Raw genomic sequence first — 24928 nt, 5'->3', positions numbered from 1 at the left:
CTGCGCTAGCCGATGCCGAGGACGTCGACCACGAACACGAGGGTCGAGTTCGCGGGGATGGTGTCCTGTGCGGTGTCTCCGTAGCCCTTGTCGGGCGGGATGACGGCGATGAACTGCGAGCCCACGGTCTGGCCGACGAGGGCATCGGCGAAGCCCTCGATCACGCCGCCGTCGACTCCGGATGCCGCCGTGAAGGTCGCGGGCGCGCCACGCTCCCAGCTGGAGTCGAAGACGGTGCTGGGCTTGGTGCCGTCCCAGATCACACCGGTGTAGTGCACGGTGACGCTGTCGCCCTTCGCGATGGCGTCGCCGGTGCCCTTCTTCAGCACGGCGACCTTCAACTCCTTCGGAGGAGCATCCGACCCGATGGTGATCCCGGGGGCGCCGTTCTCGGCCAGCACGACCGACGGGAAGCCGTTCTGCGGCGTCTGCTCGGCACCGTTCGCCCGGGTCAGGTAGGTCTTGTCGACGTCGATGACGAAGACCAGGTTGTCCTTCGGGCCGACCTTGATGCTGGCGTTGCCCGCTTCGCCGAAGGCATCCTTCGGCGGCACGACGACGGCGATGCGCGAGTCCTCCGTGGCGCACAGCAGGCCCTTGCGGAGGCCCTCCTGCACCTGGTCCTTGGCGACCACGAGCGAGAGCGGCGTGGTGTCGTCGGCGCCGTACTTCGTCTTCTCGATGAGCTCACCGGTGGTGCCGTTGTAGACGGACATCTCGATGGTCACCTTCTGGCCGGCGATGATGCCGGCCCCGGTGCCTGCGGTGATGACGCTGGACTGCGTGCCGTCGGCCTTCAGCGGGGTCGGGAAGTCGACGGTGGGGGCCGATCCGAACTCCCCGGTGGCCGTGACGAGCTTCGACGCGTCACCCGACGGGGCGCCACCGGTGCAATCGGCCGCGGACGGGGTGGATGAGCAGGCGGTCAGTGCGACCGCGATCAGGCCGGCGGCCGCGATGAGCGCGGGAAGCTTGCGCACGGGTCCTCGTTTCGATGCTGAGTTCTGGGGAATGTGGGGATTGCTGTGACGGATGCCGACGGACGGCTGCCGTCGTGCCCGAACAGTGATCTTAGTCGGCCTCGAGGTCGCGGGCCTTCGAGGCCGCTGCACCGGCTCCCGCGGCCCGCACACGCTTGCGCATGCTCTTGGGGCTGACGGTGCGCTCGCCGAGGGCTCCCGGAGTCCAGAGCTCGACGTCCTCGTCGCTGAAGTCGGTCTTCGACGGGCGACGCTTGAGCTCGGGCAGGACGGTGTCGGGGGCGAGACGTCGTGCGGTGAGCAGGAAGCCGGTGTGACCGATCATGCGGTGGTCGGGACGCACCGCCAGTCCCTCGACGTGCCAGCCGCGCACCATCGTCTCGCTGGACTGCGGGTTGGTGTACTCGCCGGTGGAGCGGATCGCCTCAGCCACACGCGAGAGTTGCGTGACCGTGGCGACGTAGCAGAGCAGCACGCCGCCGGGCTTGAGCGCGTCGGACACCGCCGGCAGGCACTCCCAGGGTGCGAGCATGTCGAGAACGACCCGGTCGGCGCCGTCTGTCTCCACCTGCTGCGGGAGCTCCTCGGCGAGATCGCCCAGGGTGATCGACCAGTTCTCGGGCTCGTAGCCGAGGAAGGTCTCGGCGTTGCCGCGGGCGACGTCGGCGAACTCCTCGCGGCGTTCGAATGAGGCGAGTCGGCCTGCCGGACCGATCGCGCGCAGCAGCCAGAGCGAGAGCGCACCGGAGCCGACGCCGGCCTCGACCACGGTCGCCCCCGGGAAGATGTCGGCCAGCGCGAGGATCTGCGCTGCGTCCTTGGGGTAGATGATCGCCGCGCCTCGAGGCATCGACATGACGAAGTCGGCCAGCAGCGGACGGAGTGCGAGGTGCTCGACGCCGGCGTTGTTGGTGACGACGGAGGCGTCGGGCAGGCCGATGATGTCGTCGTGCGGCAGGATGCCGCGGTGAGAGTGGAAGTCCTTGCCCGACTCGAGCGTGATGGTGTTCATCTTGCCCTTGGGGCCCGTGAGCTGCACGCGATCGCCGATGCGGAACGGCCCGCTGTTGGCCGGGCGGTGGTCTTCTGCGGTCATCGGGCGATGCCTTCCGCTGATGCGGCGTCGCGGTCGACGCCGGGGTGGGCACTGCGGTCAGAGGCACTGCGGTCATGCACGGTGAAGAGATCGGCGATGGTGCGTCCCTCGAGCGTCGGCCAGAGCACGTCGGCGGCGGATGCCGCGAGGGGAACCATGTGCGGCACACCGATGGTGCTGCATCCCGCAGCACGAGCCGACGCGAGCCCGGGCACGGAGTCCTCGATCGCGAGACAGGCGGATGCCGCCACCCCGAGCTGCTCGGCGGCTGCGAGGTAGGCATCCGGGAACGGCTTGGGCCTCTCGACGGAATCGCCCGTCACGATCACGTCGAAGGCCGGGAAGCCGATGAGCGCGGCGACCTGGTCGGCCATCCGCTTAACGGACATGGTGACGAGGGCGGTCCTCACGCCGTTCTCACGCAGTTCGGCGAGCAGTTCGCGGGCACCGGGGCGCCACGGCACCCCGTCGGTCTCCAGCTGCTGCTGCACGCTGTTCGTGAGGTAGTCGACGATGGCGTCGGCGTCGAGATCGGCTCCGGCCTCCTGGAAGACGCGGGCCGACTCCCAGAGTCCGAGGCCCACGACGCCGAGGGCGTCCTCGTGGGTCCAGACACCGCCGAACGCTTCGATGAGCTCGGTCTCGGCACGCATCCAGTACGGTTCGGTGTCGACGAGGGTGCCGTCCATATCCCAGAGGACGGCTGCCGGAGTGTCTGTGGTCACAACGGTCAAGTCTACTTTGCGCGTCCTATCCTTGAGGTCAGGGCCGGACGGGCCCCGGACGGAATCGAGGTCGCCCCCGGTGGCAGAACGCAACGGCATCCTGAACGGTCGCATCCTGGTCGTCGCCTTCGAGGGCTGGAACGACGCAGGCGAAGCGGCATCCGGAGCCGTGCGCTCCCTCAAGGACGAGCTCGAGCTCGTCGAGATCTTCACCGTCGACCCCGAGCTGTACTTCGACTACCAGTTCAACCGGCCGATGGTGGCGACGGACGAGGACGGCCAGCGCACTCTCACCTGGCCGAGCGCCGACCTGTACGGGCCGGCGAAGCCCGAGGCCGAGGTGGCCTCGTTGGCCGCGGATGCCGACCTGCAGGTGAGCGGTGCGAACACGGGCAACATCTACCTCCTGCTGGGAACGGAACCGTCGCGCAGCTGGAAGAGCTTCGCCGCCGAGGTCATCGACGCGGCCCTCGCCGCCGACATCGGCGGCATCGTGTTCCTCGGCGCCATGCTCGCCGACGTTCCGCACACCCGCCCCATCTCCCTGATGTCGGCCAGCGACAACGCCGACATGCGTGCGGCCCTGCACCTGGAGCGCTCGACGTACGAGGGCCCCGTCGGCATCCTGAGCGTGCTGGCGGATGCCGCGGAGAAGGTGGACATCCCGACCCTCACGATCTGGGCGTCCGTGCCGCACTACGTGCACAACGCGCCGTCGCCGAAGGCCATGCTGGCGCTCATCGACCGGCTCGAGGAGGTCATCGACGTGACGATCCCCCGCGGCGACCTGGTGAGCGAAGCCGCGGCCTGGGAGGCCGGCATCGACGCCCTCGCGGCCGACGACGAGGACATGGCCGCATACATCGTGCAGCTCGAGCAGGCGCGCGACACTGTCGACTCCCCCGAGGCGAGCGGCGAGGCCATCGCCCAGGAGTTCGAGAAGTACCTGCGCAAGCGCGGCGACCGCCCCGACGGCCGCAACGACGACCCGCGGCGGCACTGAGCAGCATCCGACACGCGCGCTGTTGTTCTCTCGCCGCGCGCCTCGAATCTCGACAGCGCGCGCGAGGAACGGCAGCGCGGGCGGATACGTCCTACGGAACGAGCACGCCCGTCGCGAGCATGATCATCAGGGCGACGCCGAGCACCAGTCGGTAGATCACGAACGGCAGGAAGCTGCGGCGCGAGATGTAGCTCATGAAGAACGCGATCACGACGAGCCCCACGGCGAAGGCGACGACCGTCGCCGCCAGCGTCTCGAACGGCCCGAAGACCTCGGGCGTGCAGTTCGTCGCGGCCTCGAGGCACGGGTCGGCGATCGACTTGTAGACCTGGTAGAAGCCGCTGCCCAGAACGGCCGGGATCGCCAGCAGGAACGCGTAGCGCGCGGCCGCCTTGCGCTCGTAGCCGAGGAACAGGCCCATCGTGATGGTGCCGCCCGACCGCGAGACGCCGGGGATGAGCGCGAGCGCCTGAGCGAAGCCGTACAGGATTCCGTGCGGGTACGTGAGGTCCTTGAGGCGCCGGCGCTTGGCTCCCACGGCATCCGCGATGCCCAGGAGGATGCCGAAGACGATCAGCATGATCGCCGTGATCCACAGGTTGCGGAGCACGGTCTCGATCTGGTCCTGGAACAGCAGGCCGAGGACGACGATCGGGATGGAGCCGATGATGATCAGCCAGCCCATGCGGGCGTCGGGATCGTTGCGCGGCGCCTTGCCGACCAGCGACTTCGCCCACTGCGCGATGATGCGCACGATGTCGCGCCAGAAGAAGATGATGACGGCGAGCTCGGTGCCGATCTGCGTGATGGCGGTGAAGCGGGCTCCCGGGTCATCGCCTGTTCCGAGGAACTGGCCGACGATCAGCAGGTGGGCACTCGAGGAGATCGGGAGGAATTCCGTCAGTCCCTGGACGAGTCCGAGGATGATCGCGTTGATGAGATCCAATGGGCTGCTCTCTGGTTCAGTAGCTCAACAGAAGGTCGCGGAGAACCGCTCTACCGAAGACTAATGCGTCGAGCGGCACCCGCTCGTCGACCCCGTGGAACATCGCCGGGAAGTCGAGCTCTGCCGGCAGGCGCAGGGGGGCGAACCCGTAGCCGCGGATGCCGAGCTTCGACAGCGCCTTGTTGTCGGTGCCGCCCGAGAGCAGGTACGGCAGCACCACGGCCTCCGGATCGTGTTCGGAGATCAGGGCGGCGACCTTGTCGACGAGCGCCCCGCTGAACGGATTCTCCAGCCCGACGTCGCGGTGGGTCACCACGATCTCGATGTCATCGCCGATGAGGGCGCGGATGGTCGCGAGCACCTCGTCCTCGTCACCGGGGAGGGTGCGGATGTCGATCGCGGCCTCGGCCCTGTCGGGGATGACATTGTGCTTGTACCCGGCGTTCAGCATGGTCGGGTTCGACGTCGTGCGCAGGGTCGCCTGGATGAATCCCGACGCGGATCCCGTGGCCAGGGCGAGGCCGTCGGGGCCGAGGTCTGTCGGCTCGACCTCGAGGATGCGGGCAACCTCGGCGAGCAGCTGCTCGGTGGTGTCGGTGAGGCGGATGGGCCACTCGAGACGACCGATGGCCGCAACCGCTTCAGCGAGCCGCGTGACGGCGTTCTGCGCCACCAGGCGCGACCCGTGCGCCGCGGGGCCGCGGGCGATGAGCTTGATCCACATGAGGGCCTTCTCGCCCGTCTGCAGCAGGTAGGCACGCTGGTCCCCCACCATGGTCGAGTAGCCGCCGACCTCGCTGATGGCCTCACCTGCACCCTCGAACAGCTCGGGGTGGTTGTCGACGAGCCAGTGCGCGCCGTAGACGCCGCCATTCTCCTCGTCGGCGAAGAAGGCGACGATGGTGTCGCGCTCCGGCTTCTCGCCGGCCGTCAGGATGTCGTCGAGGGCGCCGAGGATCATGGCGTCCATGTCCTTCATGTCGACGGCGCCGCGGCCCCAGAGCATGCCGTCCTTGATGACGCCGCCGAAGGGATCGACACTCCAGTTCTCGGGATCAGCCGGAACGACGTCGAGGTGGCCGTGCAGCACCAGCGCCGGCTTCGAGCGATCGCGCCCCTCGACCCGGGCGATCACGCTCGCGCGACCCGGTGCCGACTCGAAGGTCACGGGCTCGAGGCCCAGGCGCTCGAGGTACGCGGAGACGTAGGCTGCGGCCTCCGACTCCCCGTTCGACCGGCCCTCCCCGTAGTTCGTGGTGTCGAACCGGATCAGGTCGCGCGCGATGGCCGCAGTGCTCTCGAGCTCCTCGGGCGTGTCGTCATGCGAGCGCGTTGCGGAGGATGTTTCAGGCATGCCGGTCACGTTACCTTGCCCCTCCGCCGTGGTCACCACGTGTAAAAACACCCTCTCGAAACGTGCTAATGTCTTACCTCGGGCCGGGGAAACCATGGCTCGCAAACAACACGCGCGGATGGCGGAATTGGTAGACGCGCTAGCTTGAGGTGCTAGTGCCCGTATAGGGCGTGGGGGTTCAAGTCCCCCTTCGCGCACACTGTGTTGAGACAGTGAAGGCCCCGGTCGATGACCGGGGCCTTCGTCGTTTCCGGAAGAAATGTTTCCTCCGGTTTCAGGCCGCTCTCCCCGATCCTCTGAGGCGTCGACGCCCCGTGCTCACAACGAGCCGACGGGGATCACCGCAGGCTCGATCAGGCTCGGGCCGTTCTCGCGTACCGGGGCCACCTCGTGGAACTCCAGTGTCGCCGCGGTCGGGCGTGCAGCCTCGACGGCGGCGTCGACGAACTCCTGGTCGGCCTCCTCGTCGGGGTCGAGCCAGGTGTCCCACATCCAGTCGGGAAGGACGACGGGGGTGCGCGGATGCAGGGCATCGAGCGGAGCGACGGCGTCCATGGTCAGGATGGTGGCCGACAGCACCCACCGCGACGGGTCGGTCTCGGCCTTGGACGGGTCACGCCACCACGAGTACAGACCGGCGAAGGCCATGCGCTCACCCTCGGGCGGATGCACGAAGTACGGCGTCTTGGCCGCGCCGTCGGTGTGCCACTCGTAGTAGCCGTCGGTGGGGATGAGCGCTCGTCTCGTGGCGACGGATGCCGCGAAGCTGGCCTTCTCGGCCACGTCCTCCGAGCGCGCGTTGAACGTCGGATACGGCGACGCCAGCTCCTTCGCGAACGACGGCACCAGCGACCAGCGGGCGGACTCGAGGCGGCGCACGGCCGGGCCGCCCTTGGTCGACTCGAGCACGATCGGCACCTGGTCGGTCGGGCGAATGTTCCAGCTCGGACCCGGAAGGTTCTCGCCGACGATCTCGATGTCGAACAGGGCCACGAGGTCGGGCTGGGTGTCGGAGATGACGAAGCGACCGCACATGGCTTCAAGCTACCCGTGGCCGACGACAGCGCCGCTGCGAGCCGCGCCGGCCGTACTGACGGACCGGCTCCTCAGAGTCGCGCCTCCGCCCGGCCGATCGCATCCGCCGCCTGCACGAGGGCGAGGTGCGAGAGCGCCTGCGGGATGTTGCCCCAGTGGTGCCCGGTGAGGGGGTCGACCTCCTCGGCGAGCAGGCCGACGTCGTTGCTCAGGCCCACGAGGCGGTCCATGAGCGCGAGGGCATCCCCCAGGCGGCCCGACTCCGCGTACTGGTGGGCGAGCCAGAACGAGCAGGCGAGGAACGGGTTCTCCCCCGGCGGCAACCCGTCGACTCCGGCCTCGGTCCTGTAGCGCTGCGCGAGGCCGTGGTGGAGCAGGTCGGACTCGATCGCGGCGACAGTCGCCAGCATCCGTGGATCGTCTGCCGCGCAGAAGCCCACCTGCGGGAGGATCAACAGTGACGCGTCGACCTCGGCCGAACCGTAGTGCTGCACGAAGCAGCCGCGTTCGGGGTCGACGCCCTTCTCGTCGATCTCGGCACGCAGGGTGTCCCGGAGCGTCCGCCAGGTGTCCACCGGCCCCTCGGCCCCGAACTGCTCGATGGCGGCGACGCCGCGATCGAATGCCGCCCAGAGCATGACCCGGGAATGGGTGAAGAAGAGTGCATCGCCGCGGATCTCCCAGATGCCCTGGTCGGGCCGTTGCCAGTTCTCCTCGAGGAAGCCCAGCAGAGCGCGCTGCAACGGCCAGGCGTTCTCGAGGTCGCCGTGGCCGTTCTCCCGAGCGACGTGCAGGGCGACCATAACCTCGCCGATGACGTCGGCCTGGTACTGGTCGACGGCGCCGTTGCCCACCCGCACGGGGAGCGACTCGGCGTAGCCGGGGAAGCTGTGGAGCTCGCGCTCCGGCAGGTAGCGCTCGCCAGCGAGTCCGTACAGGATCTGCACGTCGCCGGGATCGCCGGCGATGGCGCGCAGCAGCCAGGACCGCCAGTGCGCCACCTCCTCGTTGTAGCCGTGATCGGCGAGCGCCTGCAGGGTGAGGGCGGCGTCGCGCAGCCAGACGTAGCGGTAGTCCCAGTTGCGCGGGCCACCGGGCTGCTCGGGCAGGGAGGTCGTCGCGGCAGCCACGATGCCGCCGGTTCCCTCGTGGGTGAGCGCACGCAGCACGAGCAGCGAGCGCTCGACGGCGTCGCGGTAGGGACCTCGGTGCTCCCAGCGGCTGGCCCAGTCGGTCCACCAGGCGCGGGTGTCGGCGACGGCGACGGCATGGTCCAGACGGTCGGGGGTGTTGCGATGCGACGGGTACCAGGTCAGTGAGATCGGCACCTGTTCCCCCGCCGCGACCGTGAAGGTGGCCCGGTGGGCGTTGTCGACGGCCTCCAGTCGAGGCCGCCCGCGGACGATGACGGCATCGGGGCCGGCGATCGCGAGCAGGGCCTGACCGGTGTCGCCGTCGATCCGTCGCACCCAGGGCAGCGCCGTCGAATACCCAAAACGGATGCGCACCTCCATCCCCATCTCCACCGATCCCCGGATTCCGCGCACCTCGCGCAGCACGTCGACGCGGCCGACGCCGCGCGCGATCAGGTCGATGACCTCCACCTCGCCCGTCGCGGTGGTCCACGTGGTCACGAGGATGAAGGTGTCGCCGTCGTAGGCGCGGGTGACGGTGGCTGCGGCATCCGTCGGCCGCAGTGACCAGGCCCCGTTCTCCTCGGTGCCGAGGAGGGCTCCGAAGGTGGACGGCGAGTCGTAGCGCGGGAGGCAGAGCCAGTCGATGCTCCCCTCCGAGCTGACGAGGGCTGCTGTGCGGCAGTTGCTGAGGAGCGCGTAGTCCTCGATGGGTCGGCTGGCCATGGGCACAGGATAGGGGCACCGGCTGCGAACAGCACGGTGCCCCCTGGTGGTGGAGCGCGACTAGGCCTCGTCGGCGAAGGCGAGCAGGTCGCCGACGGTGGCGAGCCTGCGCCCATGCACCTCCGGCTGCCAGTTGGGACTCTGCGTGAGGTAGGAGCCGCCGTCGGCCGCGATCATGCCGATCAGGGTCTCGGCGACGATGCGTCCGCCGACGGGGCCGAGGTGCATGGTCGCCGAGGCATCGCCGGCGGCCGTCCAGATCTCCTGCGACTCGGCGAGGATGTAGTACCAGAGCGGCGCGTTGTTCGCGAAGCTCTCGTGCACCTCGGTGATCGGCTTCCGTTCCTCGCCTTCGGCGGCCTTGCCGACCCACAGACGCTCGTCGGGGATGCGCGCGATACCCATGGCGTCGGCGACGGCCTGACCGCTCGGCAGCTCCAGTGCCATGCCGCGCAGCAGGTTGCGCACGGCGAGGTTGGCCGGGTCGCGCGACGGACGCGCGGGAGCGGCCTGCAGGTGATCGATCGTGAGCGGCGGTTCGTCGACGCCGGCCTTGGAGAACTCAGGCAGGAATCCCAGCGGGTTCACCAGCGAGGTGTCGAACTTGTACGAGGGCTGCACTCGCTTCTTCCCGCCGACGGGAAGCTGCCCGGTGCGGTCGAAGTACAGACTCCAGTCGATGGCCCAGGGCGACGGGAAGGTGTCGAACCCGTTGAGCCCTCGGCGCTGCACGCCGGCGAAGATGAAGAAGCGTCCGTCGAGGCCGCGGCGGCGTTCGTCATCCGTCGCCGCCCTCACGTCGTCTCCCCCGTCGAGGTGGATGTTCAGCCTGTAGATCGGGCGGATCATCGAGTGGCCGAACCTGTAGGCGGCCACCGAGAACTCGATGGGCATGAACGGCGCGTTCTTGTAGTGGTAGAAGCCCAGCTTCGGCTTCTGGTCCTGGGTCGGCAGCGCCTGCCCTCGACCGGGCAGGATGGCGTCGATGAGCTCTGAGCCGCAGATCCGTACCAGGTAGTCGTTGATCACGAGCCATTGATAGTGCCAGCGCACCTGCTGCTGCACGTCGGCGAAGCTCGCTCCGGGGTACTCGTCGACGAGCTTGTTGTGGAACTGCAGCATCGACGCGTGCAGCTGCGCGACGATGACGTTCTCGTCGTTGCGCTTGTCGCCGATGAGAGCCCGATGGGCGGCATCCGGATCCTGGACGTCGATGTAGCGCGGCAGGTCGCGGCGGGGGCTCGGCACGCCGAGTTCGGTCAGCACGCGTCCCAGGCGGAACTTCTTGCCGTCGAACAGGTAGGGCTGGTCGTCCGGCCCGCGCCCGTACATCGAGTCGAGGTCGAGACGCGGGGTGCGGAAGTCGACGAGGGCGTCGGGATCGTTGATCTTCTGCATCACGGATGCGGGATCGAAGGTGATGTCGTGGTCGACGAACTGGCCGAAGTAGGTGTAACCCGACGGCAGGCCGGGGTTCTCCTCGGGATCCTGCACGATGTCGTCGGTCTCCTTCGCCGCGAACGGCTTGGTCGGGTCGAGTGGATCGCGCTCGGGCTCGGCCGTCATGGCCTCACCGAGGCGGCGGAGCGCCGTCGCGGGCCAGGCAGCGGGCGGAAGCTCACGGAACATGCGGCCGAAGCGGCCTTCGAAGAGCGAGGAGCGGCGGGGCATGTTGTCGCCGCGCACGCCTCCTCCGTGGCCGCCGGCAGGGTTGGCGGTCGATCTCAGCAGATTGGTCATGACGGGTCCTTCGCGAAAGGGCGAGCCCGGGGTGCCTCGTCGATGACGGCGCGGTGCGCGAGGGTTCGCGGCAGGGTGTTGTTCGGGTGGGGTGAGGCCTGAGGCCTGACGACACGATGGTGCGGTGTCGTGATGCGGCGACCCTACGCCGCGGTCGCCGCCCGAGGCATCGGGGCCATCCCCTGCTGGCGGTCTCGGGGAGCGGATGTCGGTGGGCCGAGATTGACTAGTTCGAAGATGTGTTCGAAACTAGAGAGGTGCTCGTGGCCGCTGCTCCGTACTCCCCCAGTGTCGCCTCCGCCCCTGACATCGATCGGGCTGAGGACGCCCTGTCGCGCGTGCAGGAGCTCCAGGCGCGCATCCGGGGCATGCAGGCGACCAAGCTCGAGAGCCCGGCTCTGCCCACCTCCGCGGCCATGGCCGCCGTGCTGCCGAGCGGTGCGTTGCGTCAGGGATCCGCGTACTCCGTCGACGGTTCGCTGACCCTGGCGATGGCCCTGCTCGCCGGCCCGTCAGCCAGTGGCGCCTGGTGCGGCGTCGTGGGGGTTCCCGACTTCGGGGCCGAGGCCGCGGCCCGGTTCGGGGTCGACCTCGAACGACTGGTGCTCGTTCCCGATCCCGGGGAGCACTGGCTCACAGCGACGGCGGCACTCGTCGACGTGCTCACCGTCGTCGTGCTGCGCCCGCCGACGCGGGCGAGCGACACCGACGTGGCCCGCCTCGGGGCGAGGCTTCGGCAACGCGGTGCCGCCCTCGTCGTCCTCGGACCGTGGCCGCAGGCCGAGGCGCGCCTGAGCATCAGCAGCAGCTCGTGGACCGGCCTCGGCGACGGCCACGGGCACCTCGGAGCCCGCGAGGCCACCGTCACGGCCATCGGGCGCCTCGGCTACGACAGACCGCGCAGCGTGCGTCTCTGGCTGCCCGATGGCCGCCAGCAGTTCAGCACGGTCGAGCTGCAGGATGCAGCTCCGCTGCTGCAGGCGGTGACGGCCTGATGGGCGCGGCAGCAGTGTCGGCGCGCCCTGGTGGGGCGGCATCCGGAACCGCAGCGGCCCTCGGTCGCACCATCGTGGTGTGGCTGCCCGACTGGCCCGTGACCGCGGCCATGCGTGCCGGGGGCATCGCGCCCGATGCGCCCGTCGCCCTCATCGAGCACGGGCTGGTCTACGCCAGCTCGGCTGCCGCGCGCAGCGACGGGGTGATGCGCGGCCTCAAGGTGCGCGAGGCCCAGGCCCGCTGCACAGGGCTCACCGTGCTGCCCTACGATCCGCTGCACGACGCCAGGTCGTTCGAGCCCGTACTCGCCCGCCTCGAGCAGGCGACACCCGGTGTGCAGCTCATCCGGCCCGGCACCGCCGCCATCAGGGCCCGCGGCCCGGCGCGCTACTACGGCGGCGAGGAGCGTACGGGGGCGGCGCTGCTCACCACCCTCGCCGAGGCCGGACTGGCCGATGCCCGGGTGGGCGTCGCCGACGGCCCGTTCGCGGCCGAACAGGCTGCGCGCCACAGCGGCCCCGACCGGCTGCGACTCGTCGACGCCGGCGGCACGGCGGCCTTCCTCGCCGACTTCCCCGTCGGCATCCTCGTCGACGACAGGCTCGCCGTGCTGCTGCGCCGCCTCGGCGTGCACAGGCTCGGCGACTTCGCCGCGCTGCCCGCCGTCGACGTGCAGCGCCGCTTCGGAGCCATCGGCGCCCACGCCCACTCCATCGCCGGGGGCTACGACGGACGGGTGGTCGTCGCCCGCACCCCGCCGCGCGACTTCGACGCCGTCATCGAGTTCGAGCCACCGCTCGACCGCATCGACCAGGTCACCTTCGGCGTGCGTGCGGCCGTCGACACCTTCATCGACACCCTCACGCAGGCGAAGCTGGTCTGCACCGGCGTGCGCATCGAGGTGCGCGCCGAGTCCGGCGAGCTGTCCGAGCGCAGCTGGCTGCATCCGCGCTGGTTCAGCGCCTCCGACGTCGTCGACAGGGTGCGCTGGCAGTTGCAGGGCGGCGGCTCCGTCGACAGCGGGCTGAACTCGGCCATCGCGAGCGTGCGCGTGCGCCCGGAGCGGGTCGACGGGACGGGCAATCACGAGGAGGGGCTCTGGGGCTCGGGCCCCGACGAGCGCGTGCACCACGGCCTCACCAGGGTGCAGAGCATGCTCGGCCACGAGGGCGTCGTCACGGCCGTCGTCGGGGGCGGCAGGTTGCTCGCCGAGCGCCAGATCCTGGTGCCGTGGGGCGACCGCGCCCCAGAGGAACGCGTGCGCTCGGCCGAGCGGCCCTGGCCGGGCAGCCTGCCCGAACTCGCACCGTCGACGGTGTTCCGCGAGCCGCATCCGGTGAGCGTGCTGACCGAGGCGGGCGAACCCGTGGCCGTCGACGAGCGCGGCATGCTCACCGGCGCCCCGCACTCGTTCTCGGCGACGGCACGCCCCGGCGATCTGCATCACGTCGAGGCGTGGGCAGGGCCCTGGCCCGTCGTCGAGCGCTGGTGGGATGCAGCGGCCAGCCGTCGGGTGCACCGGATGCAGCTCGTCGACGACGCCGGCGACGCCTGGCTCGTGATGCTCGACGGGGGCAGCTGGCAGGCCGAGGCGCGGTACGACTGATGGGCACCGACTGATGGGCTTCAACAATCCCCCGATCCCGTGGTCGGAACTCGAGCGCACCCTCTCCGCCAGCAGGCGGCCCGGTGCGCCCGTCGCAGGTGACGGCGGCGACAGCCCGGCCTGGTCGCACAAGCGCCAGCCGTACCGGCCGCGCCCGCTCGAACCGGCCAGCACCGAGACGGTCGTGCCATACGCCGAGCTGCACGTGCACTCCACCTTCAGCTTCCTCGACGGCGCGAGCCCACCCGAGCAGCTGCTCGAGGAGGCCAAGCGCCTGGGGCTCGTGGGCATCGGCATCACCGACCACGACGGGCTCTACGGTGTCGTGCGCCTCGCCGAGACCGCCGAGAGCCACCCCGAGGTCAAGACCATCTTCGGAGCCGAGCTCTCGCTCGACCTCACCATGCCGCAGAACGGAATCGCCGACCCCGAGGGCAGCCACCTGCTGGTGCTCGCCCGGCGCGAGGAGGGCTACCACCGCCTGGCCGCAGCCATCACCACCGCGCAGCTCGCCGGCGCTGAGAAGGGTCGGCCGAGCTACGACCTCGAGCAGTTGGCCGAGCAGGCCGACGGCCACTGGCTGGTGCTCACCGGATGCCGCAAGGGACTCGTACGCCAGGCCCTCGCCGCGAGCGGTCCCGAGGCGGCCGCCGCGGAGCTCGCCAGACTGGTCGACCTGTTCGGCCACGACAACGTGGCGGTGGAGGTGTTCGACCACGGCCACCCCGAAGACAGCTCCATCAACGACGAGCTCGCCCGGCTCGCGGCATCCGCAGGACTGCCCGTCGTCGCGACGAATGCCGTGCACTACGCGACCCCCTCGGAACATCGGCTGGCGAGTGCCCTCGCCGCCGTGCGCGCCAGGCGCAGCCTCGACGAGATGGACGGCTGGCTGCCGGCGGCGGATGGCGCGCACCTGCGGAGCGGAGCCGAGATGGCCGTGCGCTTCGCCCGCTTCCCGGGTGCCGTCGAACGCACGGTGCAGTACGCCGACGAACTCTCCTTCACCCTGCGGAGCGCACGGCCGCGGTTGCCGAAGCAGGAGGTGCCCCAGGGCCACACCCCCATGAGCTGGCTGCGCGAGCTGGTCTGGCGCGGGGCCGCCGAGAAGTACCCGGGCATCCCGGCGAGCGTGCGCGACCGCCTCGAGAAGGAGCTCGACGTGATCGAGCTGAAGGACTTCCCCGGCTACTTCCTCATCGTGCACGACATCGTGCAGGAGGCCAGGCGGCTCGGCATCCTGTGCCAGGGGCGCGGATCGGCCGCGAACTCGGCCGTGTGCTTCACCCTCGACATCACGGCCGTCGACTCGATCTTCTACGGGCTGCCGTTCGAGAGATTCCTCTCGAGCCTGCGCGAGGAGGAGCCCGACATCGACGTCGACTTCGATTCGGACCGTCGTGAGGAGGTCATCCAGTACGTGTACCGCAAGTACGGGCGGCTGAACGCGGCCCAGGTCGCCAACGTGATCAGCTACCGCCCCAAGGCCGCCGTTCGCGACATGGCGAAGGCGCTGGGGTTCAGCGGCGGGCAGCAGGACGCCTGGTCGAAGCAGGTGGAGCGCTGGGGCGCCGAGATCACGAGCGGCGACCACGACATCCCCGAGTCCGTCATCGAGCTGGCCGGCCAGGTGCTCACCTTCCCCCGGCACCTCGGCATCCACTCGGGCGGCATGGTGCTCACCGATCGGCCCGTCGGCGAGGTGTGCCCCATCGAGCACGCCCGCAAGGAGAACCGCACCGTGTTGCAGTGGGACAAGGACGACTGCGCCTGGATGGGACTGGTGAAGTTCGACCTGCTCGGCCTCGGCATGCTCGCCGCCCTGCAGTACACCTTCGACATCGCCCGCGACGTGATCGGCGAGGAGTGGACGCTGGCGACCATCCCCAAGGAGGAGCCTGCCGTCTACGACATGCTCTGCCGAGCAGACTCCATCGGGGTGTTCCAGGTGGAGAGCCGCGCCCAGATGGGCACGCTCCCCCGGTTGCTGCCGCGCTGCTTCTACGACCTCGTCGTGGAGATCGCGCTCATCCGTCCCGGGCCGGTGCAGGGCGGTGCCGTGCATCCGTACATCCGGCGCCGGACCGGCGAGGAGAAGGTCACGTACCTGCATCCGAAACTGAAGCCCGTGCTCGAACGCACTCTCGGCGTTCCGCTCTTCCAGGAGCAGCTCATGCAGATGGCGATGGCGGTGGGCGGATGCACGGCTGAAGACGCCGACAGGCTGCGGCGTGCCATGGGCTCGAAGCGGGGCATCGAGAAGATCTCGACGCTGAAGGCCACCCTCTACACGGGCATGGCGGAGAACGGCATCGACGAGGAGACGGCCGACGTCATCTACAAGAAGATCGAGGCCTTCGCCAACTTCGGTTTCGCCGAGAGCCACTCCATCAGCTTCGGCCTGCTCGTCTATGCCAGCTCGTGGTTCAAGCTGCACTACCCGGCCGCCTTCCTCGCATCCCTGCTGCGCGCCCAGCCCATGGGCTTCTACTCGCCACAGACCCTCACGGCCGATGCCCGGCGGCACGGCGTCGAGGTGCGCCGTCCAGACATCCTCCTCTCGGGGGCGAATGCGGTCCTGGAGCCGTTGGTTTCCCCTTCCTCCTCTTCTTCCTCGGCGACGGATGCCGCCCCTCCCACCCCGCCGGGCCCCACAGGCCGCGACTCCTGCCTCGACGCGGCCCAGCCGCCCGTCGGGAAGTTCGACAGGGGCGGCGCCGACGAATCGGAGGCCCACCGCCGCGACGGCGCCTTCGCCGTGCGCCTCGGACTCGCGGAGGTCGGCGGCATCGGCCTCGCCCTGGCCGAGCGCATCGTGGCCGAGCGTGAGACCTACGGCCCGTATCGGAGCATGGCCGACCTGTCACGGCGCATCGGCCTGAACACCGAGCAGCTCGAGGCCCTCGCGGCCGCCGGCGCCTTCAGCGGGCTCGGACTCGAGCGTCGCGAGGCGCTGTGGAGCGCCGGAGATGCCGCGCAGGATCGCGCGAGTTTCCTCGAGGGCTCCGTCGTGGTGGTGCAGCCGCCGCTGCTGCCGATGCTGAGCGAGGTGGAGCAGGTGGTCTACGACCTGTGGTCCACGGGCATCTCCCCCGACGACCACCCCATCAGGCATGTGCGCGATGTGCTCTCCGCACGGGGCGCCCGCGCCATCGACACCCTCCGCACGGCCGAGTCGGGTCGACGCATCGAGGTGGGAGGCGTCGTCACGCACCGCCAGCGCCCGGCGACGGCCGGCGGCATCACCTTCATGAACATCGAGGACGAGACGGGCACCCTCAACGTCATCGCCGGAGTCGGTGTCTGGACCCGGTACCGGCGCATCGCCCGCGAGGCGCCCGCCATGGTCATCCGCGGCATCCTGGAGCGCAGCGACGAAGGCGTGATCAATCTGGTCGCCGACAAGTTCGAGCCACTCGCCGTCGCGGTGCACGGCCGCTCGCGCGACTTCCGTTAGCGTCGGATGGTGACTCCAGATCGATACAGCCAGGACGTGCTCGCCGGCGACTGGCGGGCAGCAGGACGCAAGGTCATCCCCGAGCAGGAGGCCGTGCGCGACCTCGTGATCGAAGAGGTGGCCACGGGCTTCTGCGGCGCTGTCGTCGGCCTCGAGAAGGGCATCGTCACCCTCGAGGACCGCTTCGGCAAGCACAGGCTGTTCCCGCTCGGCCCCGGCTTCCTGCTCGACGGCGACCCCGTCGTGCTCGTCGCCCCGAAGGCCAAGCAACCGGCAGGACGCATGCGCACGGCATCCGGATCCTTCGCCGTCGCGAACACCCCCGCCCGCGTGGCGCTCCCGAGCCGGATCTTCGTCGAGGGTCGCCACGACGCCGAACTCGTGGAGAAGGTCTGGGGCGCCGACCTCCGCGTCGAGGGCGTCGTGGTGGAGTACCTCGAGGGAGTCGACGACCTCGACGCCATCGTGCGCGACTTCTCGCCCACCCCCGACCGTCGCATCGGCGTGCTCGTCGACCACCTGGTCGCCGGCTCAAAGGAGAGCCGCATCGCCGAGGCCGTGCAGCGCGGGCCCCACGGGCGGAACGTGCTCGTGGTGGGGCATCCGTACATCGACATCTGGGCCGCCGTGAAGCCGGCCAGGGTCGGGCTCGAGGCCTGGCCGCAGATTCCGCGGTCCATCGAATGGAAGCACGGCATCTGCCAGGCACTCGGATGGCCGCACGACGAGCAGGCGGACATCGCGCGGGCCTGGCAGCGGATCCTCGGGCAGGTGCGCACCTATGCCGACCTCGAGCCGGCGCTGCTCGGGCGGGTGGAACAGCTCATCGACTTCGTGACGGCGCCGACGCGGCTGTAGCCGTGCGCCGTCGCCACCCCCGCTTCGACCGCGGACTTCGTCCGGGCCTCAGCGAACGGGTATCTCCTCGCTGAGGGCCGGCGCAACTCGAGGCGCTACGCGGCAGTCGCTTAGCACCTCTCGCTCTGCGGGCGGGTTCGGGTCAGGCGACAGCGCCGCCGAACGCCAGGCCGAGCACATAGGTGACGGCGGCTGCGCCGAAGCCGATCGCGAGCTGGCGGAGCGCGCGCTTCAGGGGCGGCGCTCCGGACAACAGGCCGACGACGGCACCGGTGATGAGCAACGCGATGCCCACGAGCACCGACGACACGATGATGGCCGCCAGGCCCTCCATGCCGAACATGAAGGGCAGGATCGGGATGAGGGCGCCCGAGGCGAAGAAGCAGAAGCTCGACGCTGCGGCGGCGAGCCCGGTGCCGACGGACTCGTAGTCGTCGGCAGTTCCGAGCGGGCCCGTCGCCGGAGCCGCCTCCGAGGCGTGCATGGCGGCCAGCACCTGCGTGGCGTGCACGATGGCACGCTCCTCGGTCATGCCGCGGGCGCGGTAGACCAGAGCGAGCTCGTTGGCGTCGACATCGAGGTCGGGAAGCACACCCTGGGCGTCGGGGTCTGGAGTGGAGGCCTCGAGAAGCTCGCGCTGCGACCGGACCGAGACGTATTCGCCCGCGCCCATCGAGAGGGCACCGGCGAGGAGACCCGCGATACCGCTGAACAGCACGAAGCCCGTCGAGACGCCGGTGGCGGCGATGCCGAGAACGAGGGCCAGGTTGCTCACGAGTCCGTCGTTGGCGCCGAACACCGCCGCGCGGAAGGTGCCCGAGAGTCGCTTGCGACCGCGGGCGGCGAGCCCACGCACGACCTCGCCGTGGATGCGCTCGTCGGCGGCCATCGCCGCAGTGGCGTGAGGGTCGGAGTCGTACGGGGAGCGCGCCTCGGCGCGCTGCGCGAGTGCGAGCACGAACACGGAGCCGAAGCGACGTGCGAGTACGGCCAGGAAGCGCGTGCGCGCGTCGGCCGCGACGGGCTTGCCCGCATCCGTTCCCAGCAGATCCGCCCAGTGCGCCTCGTGGCGGCCCTCGGCGTCGGCGAGGGCGAGCAGGATGGCGCGCTCCTCCCCGGCGCGTCGCTGCGCGAGCTCCCGGTAGACGGCGGCCTCGGCGCGTTCGTTGGCGAGGTACTGCCGCCAGCGTCTGAGCTCCTTCTTTCCACGCTCGGGCGCGGAGGCGCCCGAGCGCTCCGGCCCCGTCACTTGAGCAGCTCCTGCCAGCCGTCGCCGTCAGCGTGCTCGAAGATGAGGTTGGTCTCTGTGTGGGCGACCGCCGGGTGGCCGGTGAGGTGCGTGAGCACGAAGTCGCGCAGTTCGTTCGCGTCGTGAGCGGCGACGTGCAGCAGATAATCGTCGGCGCCGGCCATGTGGTACAGGCTGATGACCCCGGGCAGGTGCGGCGCCGCGGCCCGGAAGGAGTCGATCTCGTCGCGCGCGTGCTTGGCGAGCCGAACCGCGATGAGGGCCTGCAGCGATGCCCCGAGGGTGGCGAGGTCGATGTTGGCGTGATAGCCGCGGATGTGCCCGAGCGCCTGCAGGCGACGGAGCCGCAGTGACACCGTCGACTCGGCGACTCCGACCTCGGCGGCGAGCATGGATCCGGACGCCCGGGCATTCACCGACAGGGCTCGCAACAGGCCGCGGTCGATGCGATCGAGGTCGGTTTTCTTCGAATCCATGTCGAACAGCCTTTCGCGTCGTGAAGATGCTGCAACAACCCTAAGCGGGGTGGAATCATCTGCGACGCCGATCCCAGCCGCTCGGAGCAGACCGAAACAGAGCTGTAACCAGAAACCTGGAAGCGCCCAATCTGCATGCTCGGATCATCGGGTGATCGGTGCATCGCGAGGTCAGGAGCCGGATGCCTCGGCATAGGCGGCGCTCAGACGCTCGAGCGGCCCAGGACCGACGGTCTCGCGCGGCGCAGCGTCGAGGTGGAGCACCCGCAGTTCATCCATGAGCTCCTCGACGAACGCAGGCCCACCTTCGCGCATGAGGTGCTGGCGGGCTCGGAGCTGGTCGTCACCGGTGCGCCAGTCGAGGCCCCAGTTGCCCAGGGCGTAGATGATCGGCACGGTCTGGATGCCGGCCTCGGTCAGGCTGAAGCGAGCGCGCTGACCTCTGGCGGCGGTGCCGCGCGTGAGGATTCCGGCGTCGAGGAGCCGCTTGAGGCGGTCGGCGAGGATGTTCGAGGCGATGCCCTCGATCGAGCCTGTGAGCAACGCCCGGAAGTAGCGGCGGTCGCCGAAGATGACATCACGCAGCACGATCAGCGACCAGCGATCGCCGAGTACCTCGACGGCGGCGTTGATCGGACACCCGGATCGTGGTTCCACGATTCCTCCTTGACAGTCATGTGCCCATCACTATAGTGGTTGCAAATCGCAATCACTATTGGAGGTTCCGATGGGCCGCTTCATCTACGGCATGAACGTCTCCCTCGATCTGCGCATCGAGCAGGTCCCCGGCGACAACGGTGCGGGCGAGTGGCTGCGCATCGGGGAGGACCTCCACCGGGAGCTGAATGCCCGAACCGAGAACCTCGCGCTCATCGTGCACGGACGGATCTACTACGAGACGATGGAGGAGTTCTGGCCGCATGCTCACGCCGACGACTCCCTGCCCGACTTCCTCCGTGAGTACGGCGAGATCTGGACAACCAAGCCCAAGGTCCTCGTCTCCCGCACCCGGCACACAGCGGAGTACGACACCCGCGTCATCAACGACGATGCGATCGCGCAGCTCGCCGCGATCCGTGCCGAGACCGACGGCACGATCGGGGTCGGTGGTGCCGATCTGGCCACACAGCTCCTGAAGGCGAGACTCCTCGACGAGCTGCTGCTCGCCACGCATCCCACGATCCTGGGTTTCGGCAGGCCGCTGTTCGACGACTACGACATGCCGGTCTCGCTCGACCTGCTCGAGCAGCTCTCTTTCGAGTCGGGCGTCACGCTGCATCGGTACGCCATCCGCTATGACGGCGAGGCCCGCTGATGCTGAGACTGGTGGCCGAGGGCGTACTGGTTCACGAGAGCGAGTGCGTCCAGAGCAACGCCGTCGCCGTGGAGGGTGACGCCGGGGTGCTGCTCGTGGACCCGGGAATCACGCGCGCCGAGCTGGTGGTCCTGGCGGACGATCTCCGGGATCGCGGCCGGCCCGTCATTGCGGGCTTCGCGACACATCCGCACTGGGATCACGTGCTCTGGCACCCCGCGCTCGGCAACGCACCCCGGTACGGCACGACCGCCTGCGCGGCATCCGTTCGCGAACTCCTGGCCACTCCGGGCTGGGAGGGCGACGTGGCCGAAGGCCTGCCGCCCGAGTTCGCCGACGACATCCCGATGGAGCTGCTCGGCCTGATCACGGGCCTGCCCGCGAATGCGCCGCTCATCCCGTGGGACGGCCCCGGCGTTCGGATCATCGAACACCGAGCGCACTCGGAGGGCCATGCTGCGCTGCTCATCGAGGAACGCGGAGTGCTGGTCGCCGGCGACATGCTCTCCGACGTGCTGGTTCCCATGCTCGACCTGGCCGCTGAGAGCCCGATCGAGGACTACCTGGACGCCCTGCAGTCGTTCGACCGGGTGGCGGCCGGGGTCGATGTCGTCGTTCCGGGACATGGGTCCGTCGGCGGAGCCGGTCGGCTGCGCGAACGCATCGAGCAGGATCGGGCGTACCTGCTCGCTCTCCGCGACGGGCGGACACCCAGCGACCCTCGCATCGGCCCGGCGGCGAAGCCCGGCTGGGAATGGGTGAGCGACGTGCACGACTGGCAGCTCCGGGCTCTGGCTCGGAGAAGTGAACAGTAGAAGGAACCGAACAGTAGAGAAGGGAACGAGCCGTGACGAATGCATCGGCTGACCTCATCGACCGCCGTGCCTGCGTGCACTCGGGCTGCAGGATGCCGCTCTGATGGCCTCCTCGATCCTTGCGGATGCGCATCTCGACGGGCGGGTCGTGCTGCCCGGCGACCCCGACTACGACGACGTTCGGGCGGTCTGGAACGCGATGGTCGATCATCGACCGCAGGTGATCGTGAGGTGCGCCAGCGTCGCCGACGTGCAGGCGGCGGTGCGCGCCGCCCGCGAGCACGACCTCGAGATCGGCATCCGGTGCGGGGGCCACAGCGTGCTCGGGCTGGGGGTGCCCGAGGGCGGACTGATGATCGATCTCACGCCGCTCGACGGAGTACGAATCGATCCCGTGACGCGCCGCGCGTGGGTGCAGGGCGGTGCGCTTCTGGGTGCGCTCGACCGCGCAAGCCAGCAGTACGGCCTCGCCACCACGGCGGGGAACGTCTCGCACACGGGAGTCGGCGGGCTGACGCTGGGCGGAGGCATGGGGTGGCTGGCACGCCAGTACGGACTCTCCTGCGACAACGTCCGTTCCTTCGACGTGGTCACGGCCGACGGCGCGACCGTCACCGCGTCACGCGACGTGAACCCCGATCTCTTCTGGGCACTGCGCGGCGGAGGGGGCAACTTCGGCATCGTCACGTCGTTCGAGTTCGAGTTGCACGCCGTGGGCACGCGGGCGCTCAGCGTCGAGCTCGACTTCCCGCGCGAGAACGCCGCCGAGGTGCTCCGCCGGTGGCGTGACCTGAACGCCGGGGCGCCCCGGGCGGCGACCTTCTCGGCGACGGTGATGGGCGCGATCGCGACCGTCGGATTCGTCTGGGTCGGGGACACGGATGCCGGCGCCGGGTACGCGCGCGAGCTGGATGCCCTCGGCCTCCCCCTCGCCCGTCGCAGCGACGAACTCTCCTACGTCGACCTGCAGCGACGCGACGACACGATCAGGGGTCACGCCCAACGGCGCTACTGGAAGGGGCACTACTTCCGCGAGCTGCCCGATTCCGCACTCGACGCGCTCCTCGAGCACGATCCCGACGTGGCCGCGAGTCTGCAGGCCTACGGCGGGGCGATCGCCGACGTTCCCGATGATGAAAACGCCTTCAGTCAGCGCGACACGCTCTTCGAGTACGTCGCCGGCACCCGCTGGACCGATCCCGCCGAGGACGGAGAACGCATCGAGCGCGCCCGCGTCTCAGCATCGCGGCTGGCGCCGTTCGCCAGTGGAGCGTACGTGAACGCCCTCACCGACGAGGGCGGTGCCGGCATCCGTGCGGCCTATCCGCCTGCCAAGCTCGCCCGCCTGGGTGCGATCAAGGCCACGTGGGACCCGGGCAACGTGTTCCATCTGAACCAGAACATCCGTCCCGCGCACTGAAGGGTCACGGCGCGCGGGTCAGGCGGAGCGTGGATGCGGCTGCTTCGGCCGTGACCATCGACCGGGCCCCGTCCTCGCCGTACTTGGCGCGGTACGCCTCATCGATGGCGCCGGCGTTCGCGACGCCCGTCGCCTCGACGACCACTCCGACGCCCTCCCCTGCGATGCGGATCGAGGCCCGCGCTGCGGCGACCGCCCGGCCGTACCAGCCCGTGTCCCGCCGAAGCCACGTGCGAACGAACACCTCGTCATCGACGACCACGACCCAGATCGGCGTCCACCGCTCGGAGCCGCCGTGGGCACGCGGAGCGGCGATCGCCAACTCGCGGATGCCGACGAGATAGTGCAGGGCGTCCGTCGTCCACGCTCCGCCCGCTGCGTTCCCGGTCATGAGGGCCATTCTGGCCCGCCGACAGCGCCTCCGCCAGCGCGGCATCCGTTCCAGGCTGGCGCCGTGAGCACAGCGCGGGGTGCCAGCGCGGCATCCGTTCTAGGCTGGCGCCGTGAGCACAGCGCGGGGTGCCAGCGCGGCATCCGTTCTAGGCTGGCGCCGTGAGCACAGCGCAGGACGAAGGTCCGTTCTTCCACGGCACGAAGGCCGATCTGCGAGAGGGTGATCTTCTCACGGCGGGCTTCAGGTCGAACTATCGCCCTGACGTCGTGATGAACCACATCTACTTCACCGCGCTTCCGAACGGAGCAGGCCTCGCTGCCGAGCTCGCTCCCGGAGACGCCGACCCCCGTGTCTACGCGGTCGAGCCGACCGGAGACTTCGAGGACGACCCGAACGTGACCGACAAGAAGTTCCCGGGCAATCCCACCAGGTCCTACCGCAGCACTGCGCCCCTCCGGGTGATCGGCGAGGTGACCGAATGGACCCGATTGACGCCGGAGGAGCTGCAGGCGTGGAGGGACCGTCTGGCTGTTCTGCGCGCTGACCAGCGGGGCGAGATCATCAACTGAGCTGCGCCCCTCTCAGCGGGGCGACACCGACACTCGAACTATGCCGCCCATCTCCTTGCCGAGCTGCTTGCGAACCTTCGCGCTGAGCGAGATCATGTGGCCGCCTGAGCCCGTCACCATGGCCCCGACGTTCTCGAGTCGAAGCCCGTCGATATCCACGTCGACACGGACGGACTTGCCGGTTCCGAAGAAGTCGACAGAACCCGGTATCTCCACACAGGACCACAGCTCACCCTTGATATCGACTCCGATCGGTGCCTCGAAGCGCAGCCCTTGCTGTGTCATGACGCCCACTGTAACGATGAGTGATGACGCTCGTCAGCTGACCGGCGTCGCATCGTCCAGTCGCACACGCAGTTGAAAGGGTCACGGATGCCGCTCACCACCTGCCACATGTCGATCTCGCTCGACGGGTTCGTCGCCGGTCCCGACCAGAGTGTCGAGCAGGGCCTCGGAACGCGCGGAATCGAGCTCCACCGGTGGCACATCGGCGACGAGCGCGCGACCGAGGCTGACGAGACCGCGGCCGGGTGGTTGATGCGCCCTCGCGGCGCGTACGTGGTGGGCCGCAACATGTACGGCCCGATCCGCGGCGAGTGGGAGGGAGACTGGCGCGGATGGTGGGGAGATGAGCCGCCCTACCATGCACCGGTGTTCGTCCTCACTCATCACGCCCACGAGCCGATCGAGATGGAGGGCGGCACGACCTTCCATTTCGTCACCGACGGCTTCGACGCCGCCTACGCCCTCGCGCGAGAGGCGGCCGGTGACGACGGCATCGACATCGCGGGCGGTGCCTCCACCGTGCGGCAGGCTCTCGCGGCCGGCGTGATCGATGAACTCACCCTCGACATCGCCCCGGTGCTGCTCGGGTCCGGCGAGCGGATCTTCGACGGAGTCAAGTTCGGATTCGAACCCGTTGAGGTGTTGCATTCACCCCTCGCCACGCACATCCGCTATCGCCGGCTGGACTGACTCCCCCGGTCATACGCTGGCGCGGGTGTGCAGCCGTGCACCATGCCAGTTGAACAGGCA

General features: G+C 69.6%; 23 protein-coding genes and 1 tRNA gene. 11 read left to right on the top strand and 13 right to left on the bottom strand.

The annotated features are described in order from the left end of the window. Positions 1 to 5: 5 nt before the first annotated feature. The 3 genes from E4M00_RS06440 to E4M00_RS06430 all read right to left on the bottom strand — a co-directional run bounded on the left by E4M00_RS06440 (position 6) and on the right by E4M00_RS06430 (position 2801). On the bottom strand, positions 6 to 980 hold the full coding sequence (locus E4M00_RS06440) for an FKBP-type peptidyl-prolyl cis-trans isomerase (protein WP_135119607.1): 975 nt from the start codon (positions 978 to 980) through the stop codon (positions 6 to 8). A gap of 91 nt (positions 981 to 1071) precedes the next feature. Further along, on the bottom strand, positions 1072 to 2076 hold the full coding sequence (locus E4M00_RS06435) for a tRNA (adenine-N1)-methyltransferase (RefSeq protein WP_135119606.1): 1005 nt from the start codon (positions 2074 to 2076) through the stop codon (positions 1072 to 1074). Beyond that, positions 2073 to 2801, bottom strand: a complete 729-nt coding sequence (locus tag E4M00_RS06430) for an HAD family hydrolase (protein WP_135119605.1) — start codon at positions 2799 to 2801, stop codon at positions 2073 to 2075. The genes E4M00_RS06435 and E4M00_RS06430 overlap by 4 nt, the downstream gene beginning before the upstream one ends. 79 nt (positions 2802 to 2880) lie before the next feature. On the opposite strand from E4M00_RS06430, the gene E4M00_RS06425 reads away from it, so the two are divergent. Beyond that, the gene (locus E4M00_RS06425) at positions 2881 to 3804 is read left to right on the top strand and encodes a proteasome assembly chaperone family protein (protein ID WP_056162834.1); all 924 of its coding nucleotides are present in this window, start codon (positions 2881 to 2883) and stop codon (positions 3802 to 3804) included. 91 nt (positions 3805 to 3895) lie between these two features. Here the strand turns inward: E4M00_RS06425 and E4M00_RS06420 are convergent, their stop codons facing one another. Next, positions 3896 to 4750 (bottom strand): undecaprenyl-diphosphate phosphatase, encoded by an 855-nt coding sequence (locus E4M00_RS06420; RefSeq protein WP_135119604.1) that lies wholly within the window; start codon positions 4748 to 4750, stop codon positions 3896 to 3898. Positions 4751 to 4766: 16 nt separating this feature from the next. Beyond that, positions 4767 to 6104 carry a M20/M25/M40 family metallo-hydrolase gene (locus tag E4M00_RS06415; protein WP_135119603.1) on the bottom strand — a complete coding sequence of 446 codons (1338 nt, stop codon included), beginning with the start codon at positions 6102 to 6104 and terminating at the stop codon, positions 4767 to 4769. A gap of 112 nt (positions 6105 to 6216) precedes the next feature. Here E4M00_RS06415 and E4M00_RS06410 point away from each other — a divergent pair. Continuing rightward, positions 6217 to 6301: transfer RNA gene (locus E4M00_RS06410), tRNA-Leu, on the top strand. A gap of 121 nt (positions 6302 to 6422) precedes the next feature. On the opposite strand, the gene E4M00_RS06405 is transcribed toward E4M00_RS06410, so the two are convergent. From E4M00_RS06405 to E4M00_RS06395, 3 genes are all read right to left on the bottom strand, one after another. After that, a complete protein-coding gene (locus tag E4M00_RS06405; RefSeq protein ID WP_135119602.1) occupies positions 6423 to 7139 on the bottom strand; it encodes an SOS response-associated peptidase in 717 nt (238 codons plus the stop codon). Positions 7140 to 7210: 71 nt separating this feature from the next. Then, positions 7211 to 8998 carry a glycoside hydrolase family 15 protein gene (locus E4M00_RS06400; RefSeq protein ID WP_135119601.1) on the bottom strand — a complete coding sequence of 596 codons (1788 nt, stop codon included), beginning with the start codon at positions 8996 to 8998 and terminating at the stop codon, positions 7211 to 7213. 60 nt (positions 8999 to 9058) lie between these two features. Next, entirely contained in the window at positions 9059 to 10738 is a 1680-nt protein-coding gene (locus E4M00_RS06395) for a peroxidase family protein (RefSeq protein ID WP_135119600.1), read from the bottom strand. A 263-nt stretch (positions 10739 to 11001) separates the two neighbouring features. Between E4M00_RS06395 and imuA' the strand changes: the two genes are divergently transcribed. Genes imuA' through E4M00_RS06375 form a run of 4 tightly spaced genes read left to right on the top strand, consistent with a single transcriptional unit; the run spans position 11002 to position 17655 of the window. Next, a complete protein-coding gene (gene imuA' / locus E4M00_RS06390) occupies positions 11002 to 11733 on the top strand; it encodes a DnaE2-dependent mutagenesis accessory factor ImuA' (protein ID WP_135119599.1) in 732 nt (243 codons plus the stop codon). Further along, positions 11733 to 13340, top strand: a complete 1608-nt coding sequence (locus E4M00_RS06385; protein WP_135119598.1) for a DNA polymerase Y family protein — start codon at positions 11733 to 11735, stop codon at positions 13338 to 13340. The genes imuA' and E4M00_RS06385 overlap by 1 nt, the downstream gene beginning before the upstream one ends. Before the next feature lie 13 nt (positions 13341 to 13353). Continuing rightward, positions 13354 to 16797: an error-prone DNA polymerase gene (locus E4M00_RS06380; protein ID WP_135119597.1), complete on the top strand. Its 3444-nt coding sequence runs from the start codon at positions 13354 to 13356 to the stop codon at positions 16795 to 16797. A gap of 9 nt (positions 16798 to 16806) precedes the next feature. After that, positions 16807 to 17655, top strand: a complete 849-nt coding sequence (locus E4M00_RS06375; RefSeq protein WP_235483140.1) for a DUF3097 domain-containing protein — start codon at positions 16807 to 16809, stop codon at positions 17653 to 17655. A gap of 142 nt (positions 17656 to 17797) precedes the next feature. Here E4M00_RS06375 and E4M00_RS06370 read toward each other — a convergent pair whose 3' ends face one another. The 3 genes from E4M00_RS06370 to E4M00_RS06360 form a co-directional block, all read right to left on the bottom strand. Then, the gene (locus tag E4M00_RS06370) at positions 17798 to 18904 is read right to left on the bottom strand and encodes a VIT1/CCC1 transporter family protein (protein ID WP_135119596.1); all 1107 of its coding nucleotides are present in this window, start codon (positions 18902 to 18904) and stop codon (positions 17798 to 17800) included. After that, positions 18901 to 19380, bottom strand: coding sequence for an Lrp/AsnC family transcriptional regulator (locus E4M00_RS06365; RefSeq protein WP_056162858.1), 480 nt, complete (start codon positions 19378 to 19380; stop codon positions 18901 to 18903). The genes E4M00_RS06370 and E4M00_RS06365 overlap by 4 nt, the downstream gene beginning before the upstream one ends. A 171-nt stretch (positions 19381 to 19551) precedes the next feature. Next, entirely contained in the window at positions 19552 to 20037 is a 486-nt protein-coding gene (locus E4M00_RS06360; protein WP_135119595.1) for a winged helix-turn-helix transcriptional regulator, read from the bottom strand. 70 nt (positions 20038 to 20107) lie between these two features. Between E4M00_RS06360 and E4M00_RS06355 the strand changes: the two genes are divergently transcribed. The 3 genes from E4M00_RS06355 (at position 20108) to E4M00_RS06345 (ending at position 22930) form a co-directional block, all read left to right on the top strand. After that, positions 20108 to 20695: a dihydrofolate reductase family protein gene (locus E4M00_RS06355; RefSeq protein ID WP_135119594.1), complete on the top strand. Its 588-nt coding sequence runs from the start codon at positions 20108 to 20110 to the stop codon at positions 20693 to 20695. Further along, entirely contained in the window at positions 20695 to 21510 is an 816-nt protein-coding gene (locus E4M00_RS06350; RefSeq protein WP_135119593.1) for an MBL fold metallo-hydrolase, read from the top strand. The genes E4M00_RS06355 and E4M00_RS06350 overlap by 1 nt, the downstream gene beginning before the upstream one ends. A gap of 103 nt (positions 21511 to 21613) precedes the next feature. Beyond that, positions 21614 to 22930, top strand: a complete 1317-nt coding sequence (locus tag E4M00_RS06345; RefSeq protein ID WP_135119592.1) for an FAD-binding oxidoreductase — start codon at positions 21614 to 21616, stop codon at positions 22928 to 22930. A 4-nt stretch (positions 22931 to 22934) separates the two neighbouring features. Here the strand turns inward: E4M00_RS06345 and E4M00_RS06340 are convergent, their stop codons facing one another. Further along, positions 22935 to 23321 (bottom strand): DUF2255 family protein, encoded by a 387-nt coding sequence (locus E4M00_RS06340; protein ID WP_135119591.1) that lies wholly within the window; start codon positions 23319 to 23321, stop codon positions 22935 to 22937. A gap of 161 nt (positions 23322 to 23482) precedes the next feature. Between E4M00_RS06340 and arr the strand changes: the two genes are divergently transcribed. Then, positions 23483 to 23893 (top strand): NAD(+)--rifampin ADP-ribosyltransferase, encoded by a 411-nt coding sequence (gene arr, locus E4M00_RS06335; protein ID WP_135119590.1) that lies wholly within the window; start codon positions 23483 to 23485, stop codon positions 23891 to 23893. A gap of 12 nt (positions 23894 to 23905) precedes the next feature. On the opposite strand, the gene E4M00_RS06330 is transcribed toward arr, so the two are convergent. Further along, positions 23906 to 24178: a DUF1905 domain-containing protein gene (locus tag E4M00_RS06330; protein WP_135119589.1), complete on the bottom strand. Its 273-nt coding sequence runs from the start codon at positions 24176 to 24178 to the stop codon at positions 23906 to 23908. A gap of 87 nt (positions 24179 to 24265) precedes the next feature. Between E4M00_RS06330 and E4M00_RS06325 the strand changes: the two genes are divergently transcribed. Further along, a complete protein-coding gene (locus E4M00_RS06325; protein WP_135119588.1) occupies positions 24266 to 24868 on the top strand; it encodes a dihydrofolate reductase family protein in 603 nt (200 codons plus the stop codon). The last annotated feature ends 60 nt before the right edge of the window (positions 24869 to 24928 follow it).

Source organism: Orlajensenia leifsoniae, from assembly GCF_004570845.1.
In the GTDB taxonomy this organism is placed as follows: Bacteria; Actinomycetota; Actinomycetes; order Actinomycetales; family Microbacteriaceae; genus Orlajensenia; species Orlajensenia leifsoniae.
The sequence above is the reverse complement of the archived record's forward strand: the minus strand, read 5'-3'. Positions and strand labels throughout refer to the sequence as shown.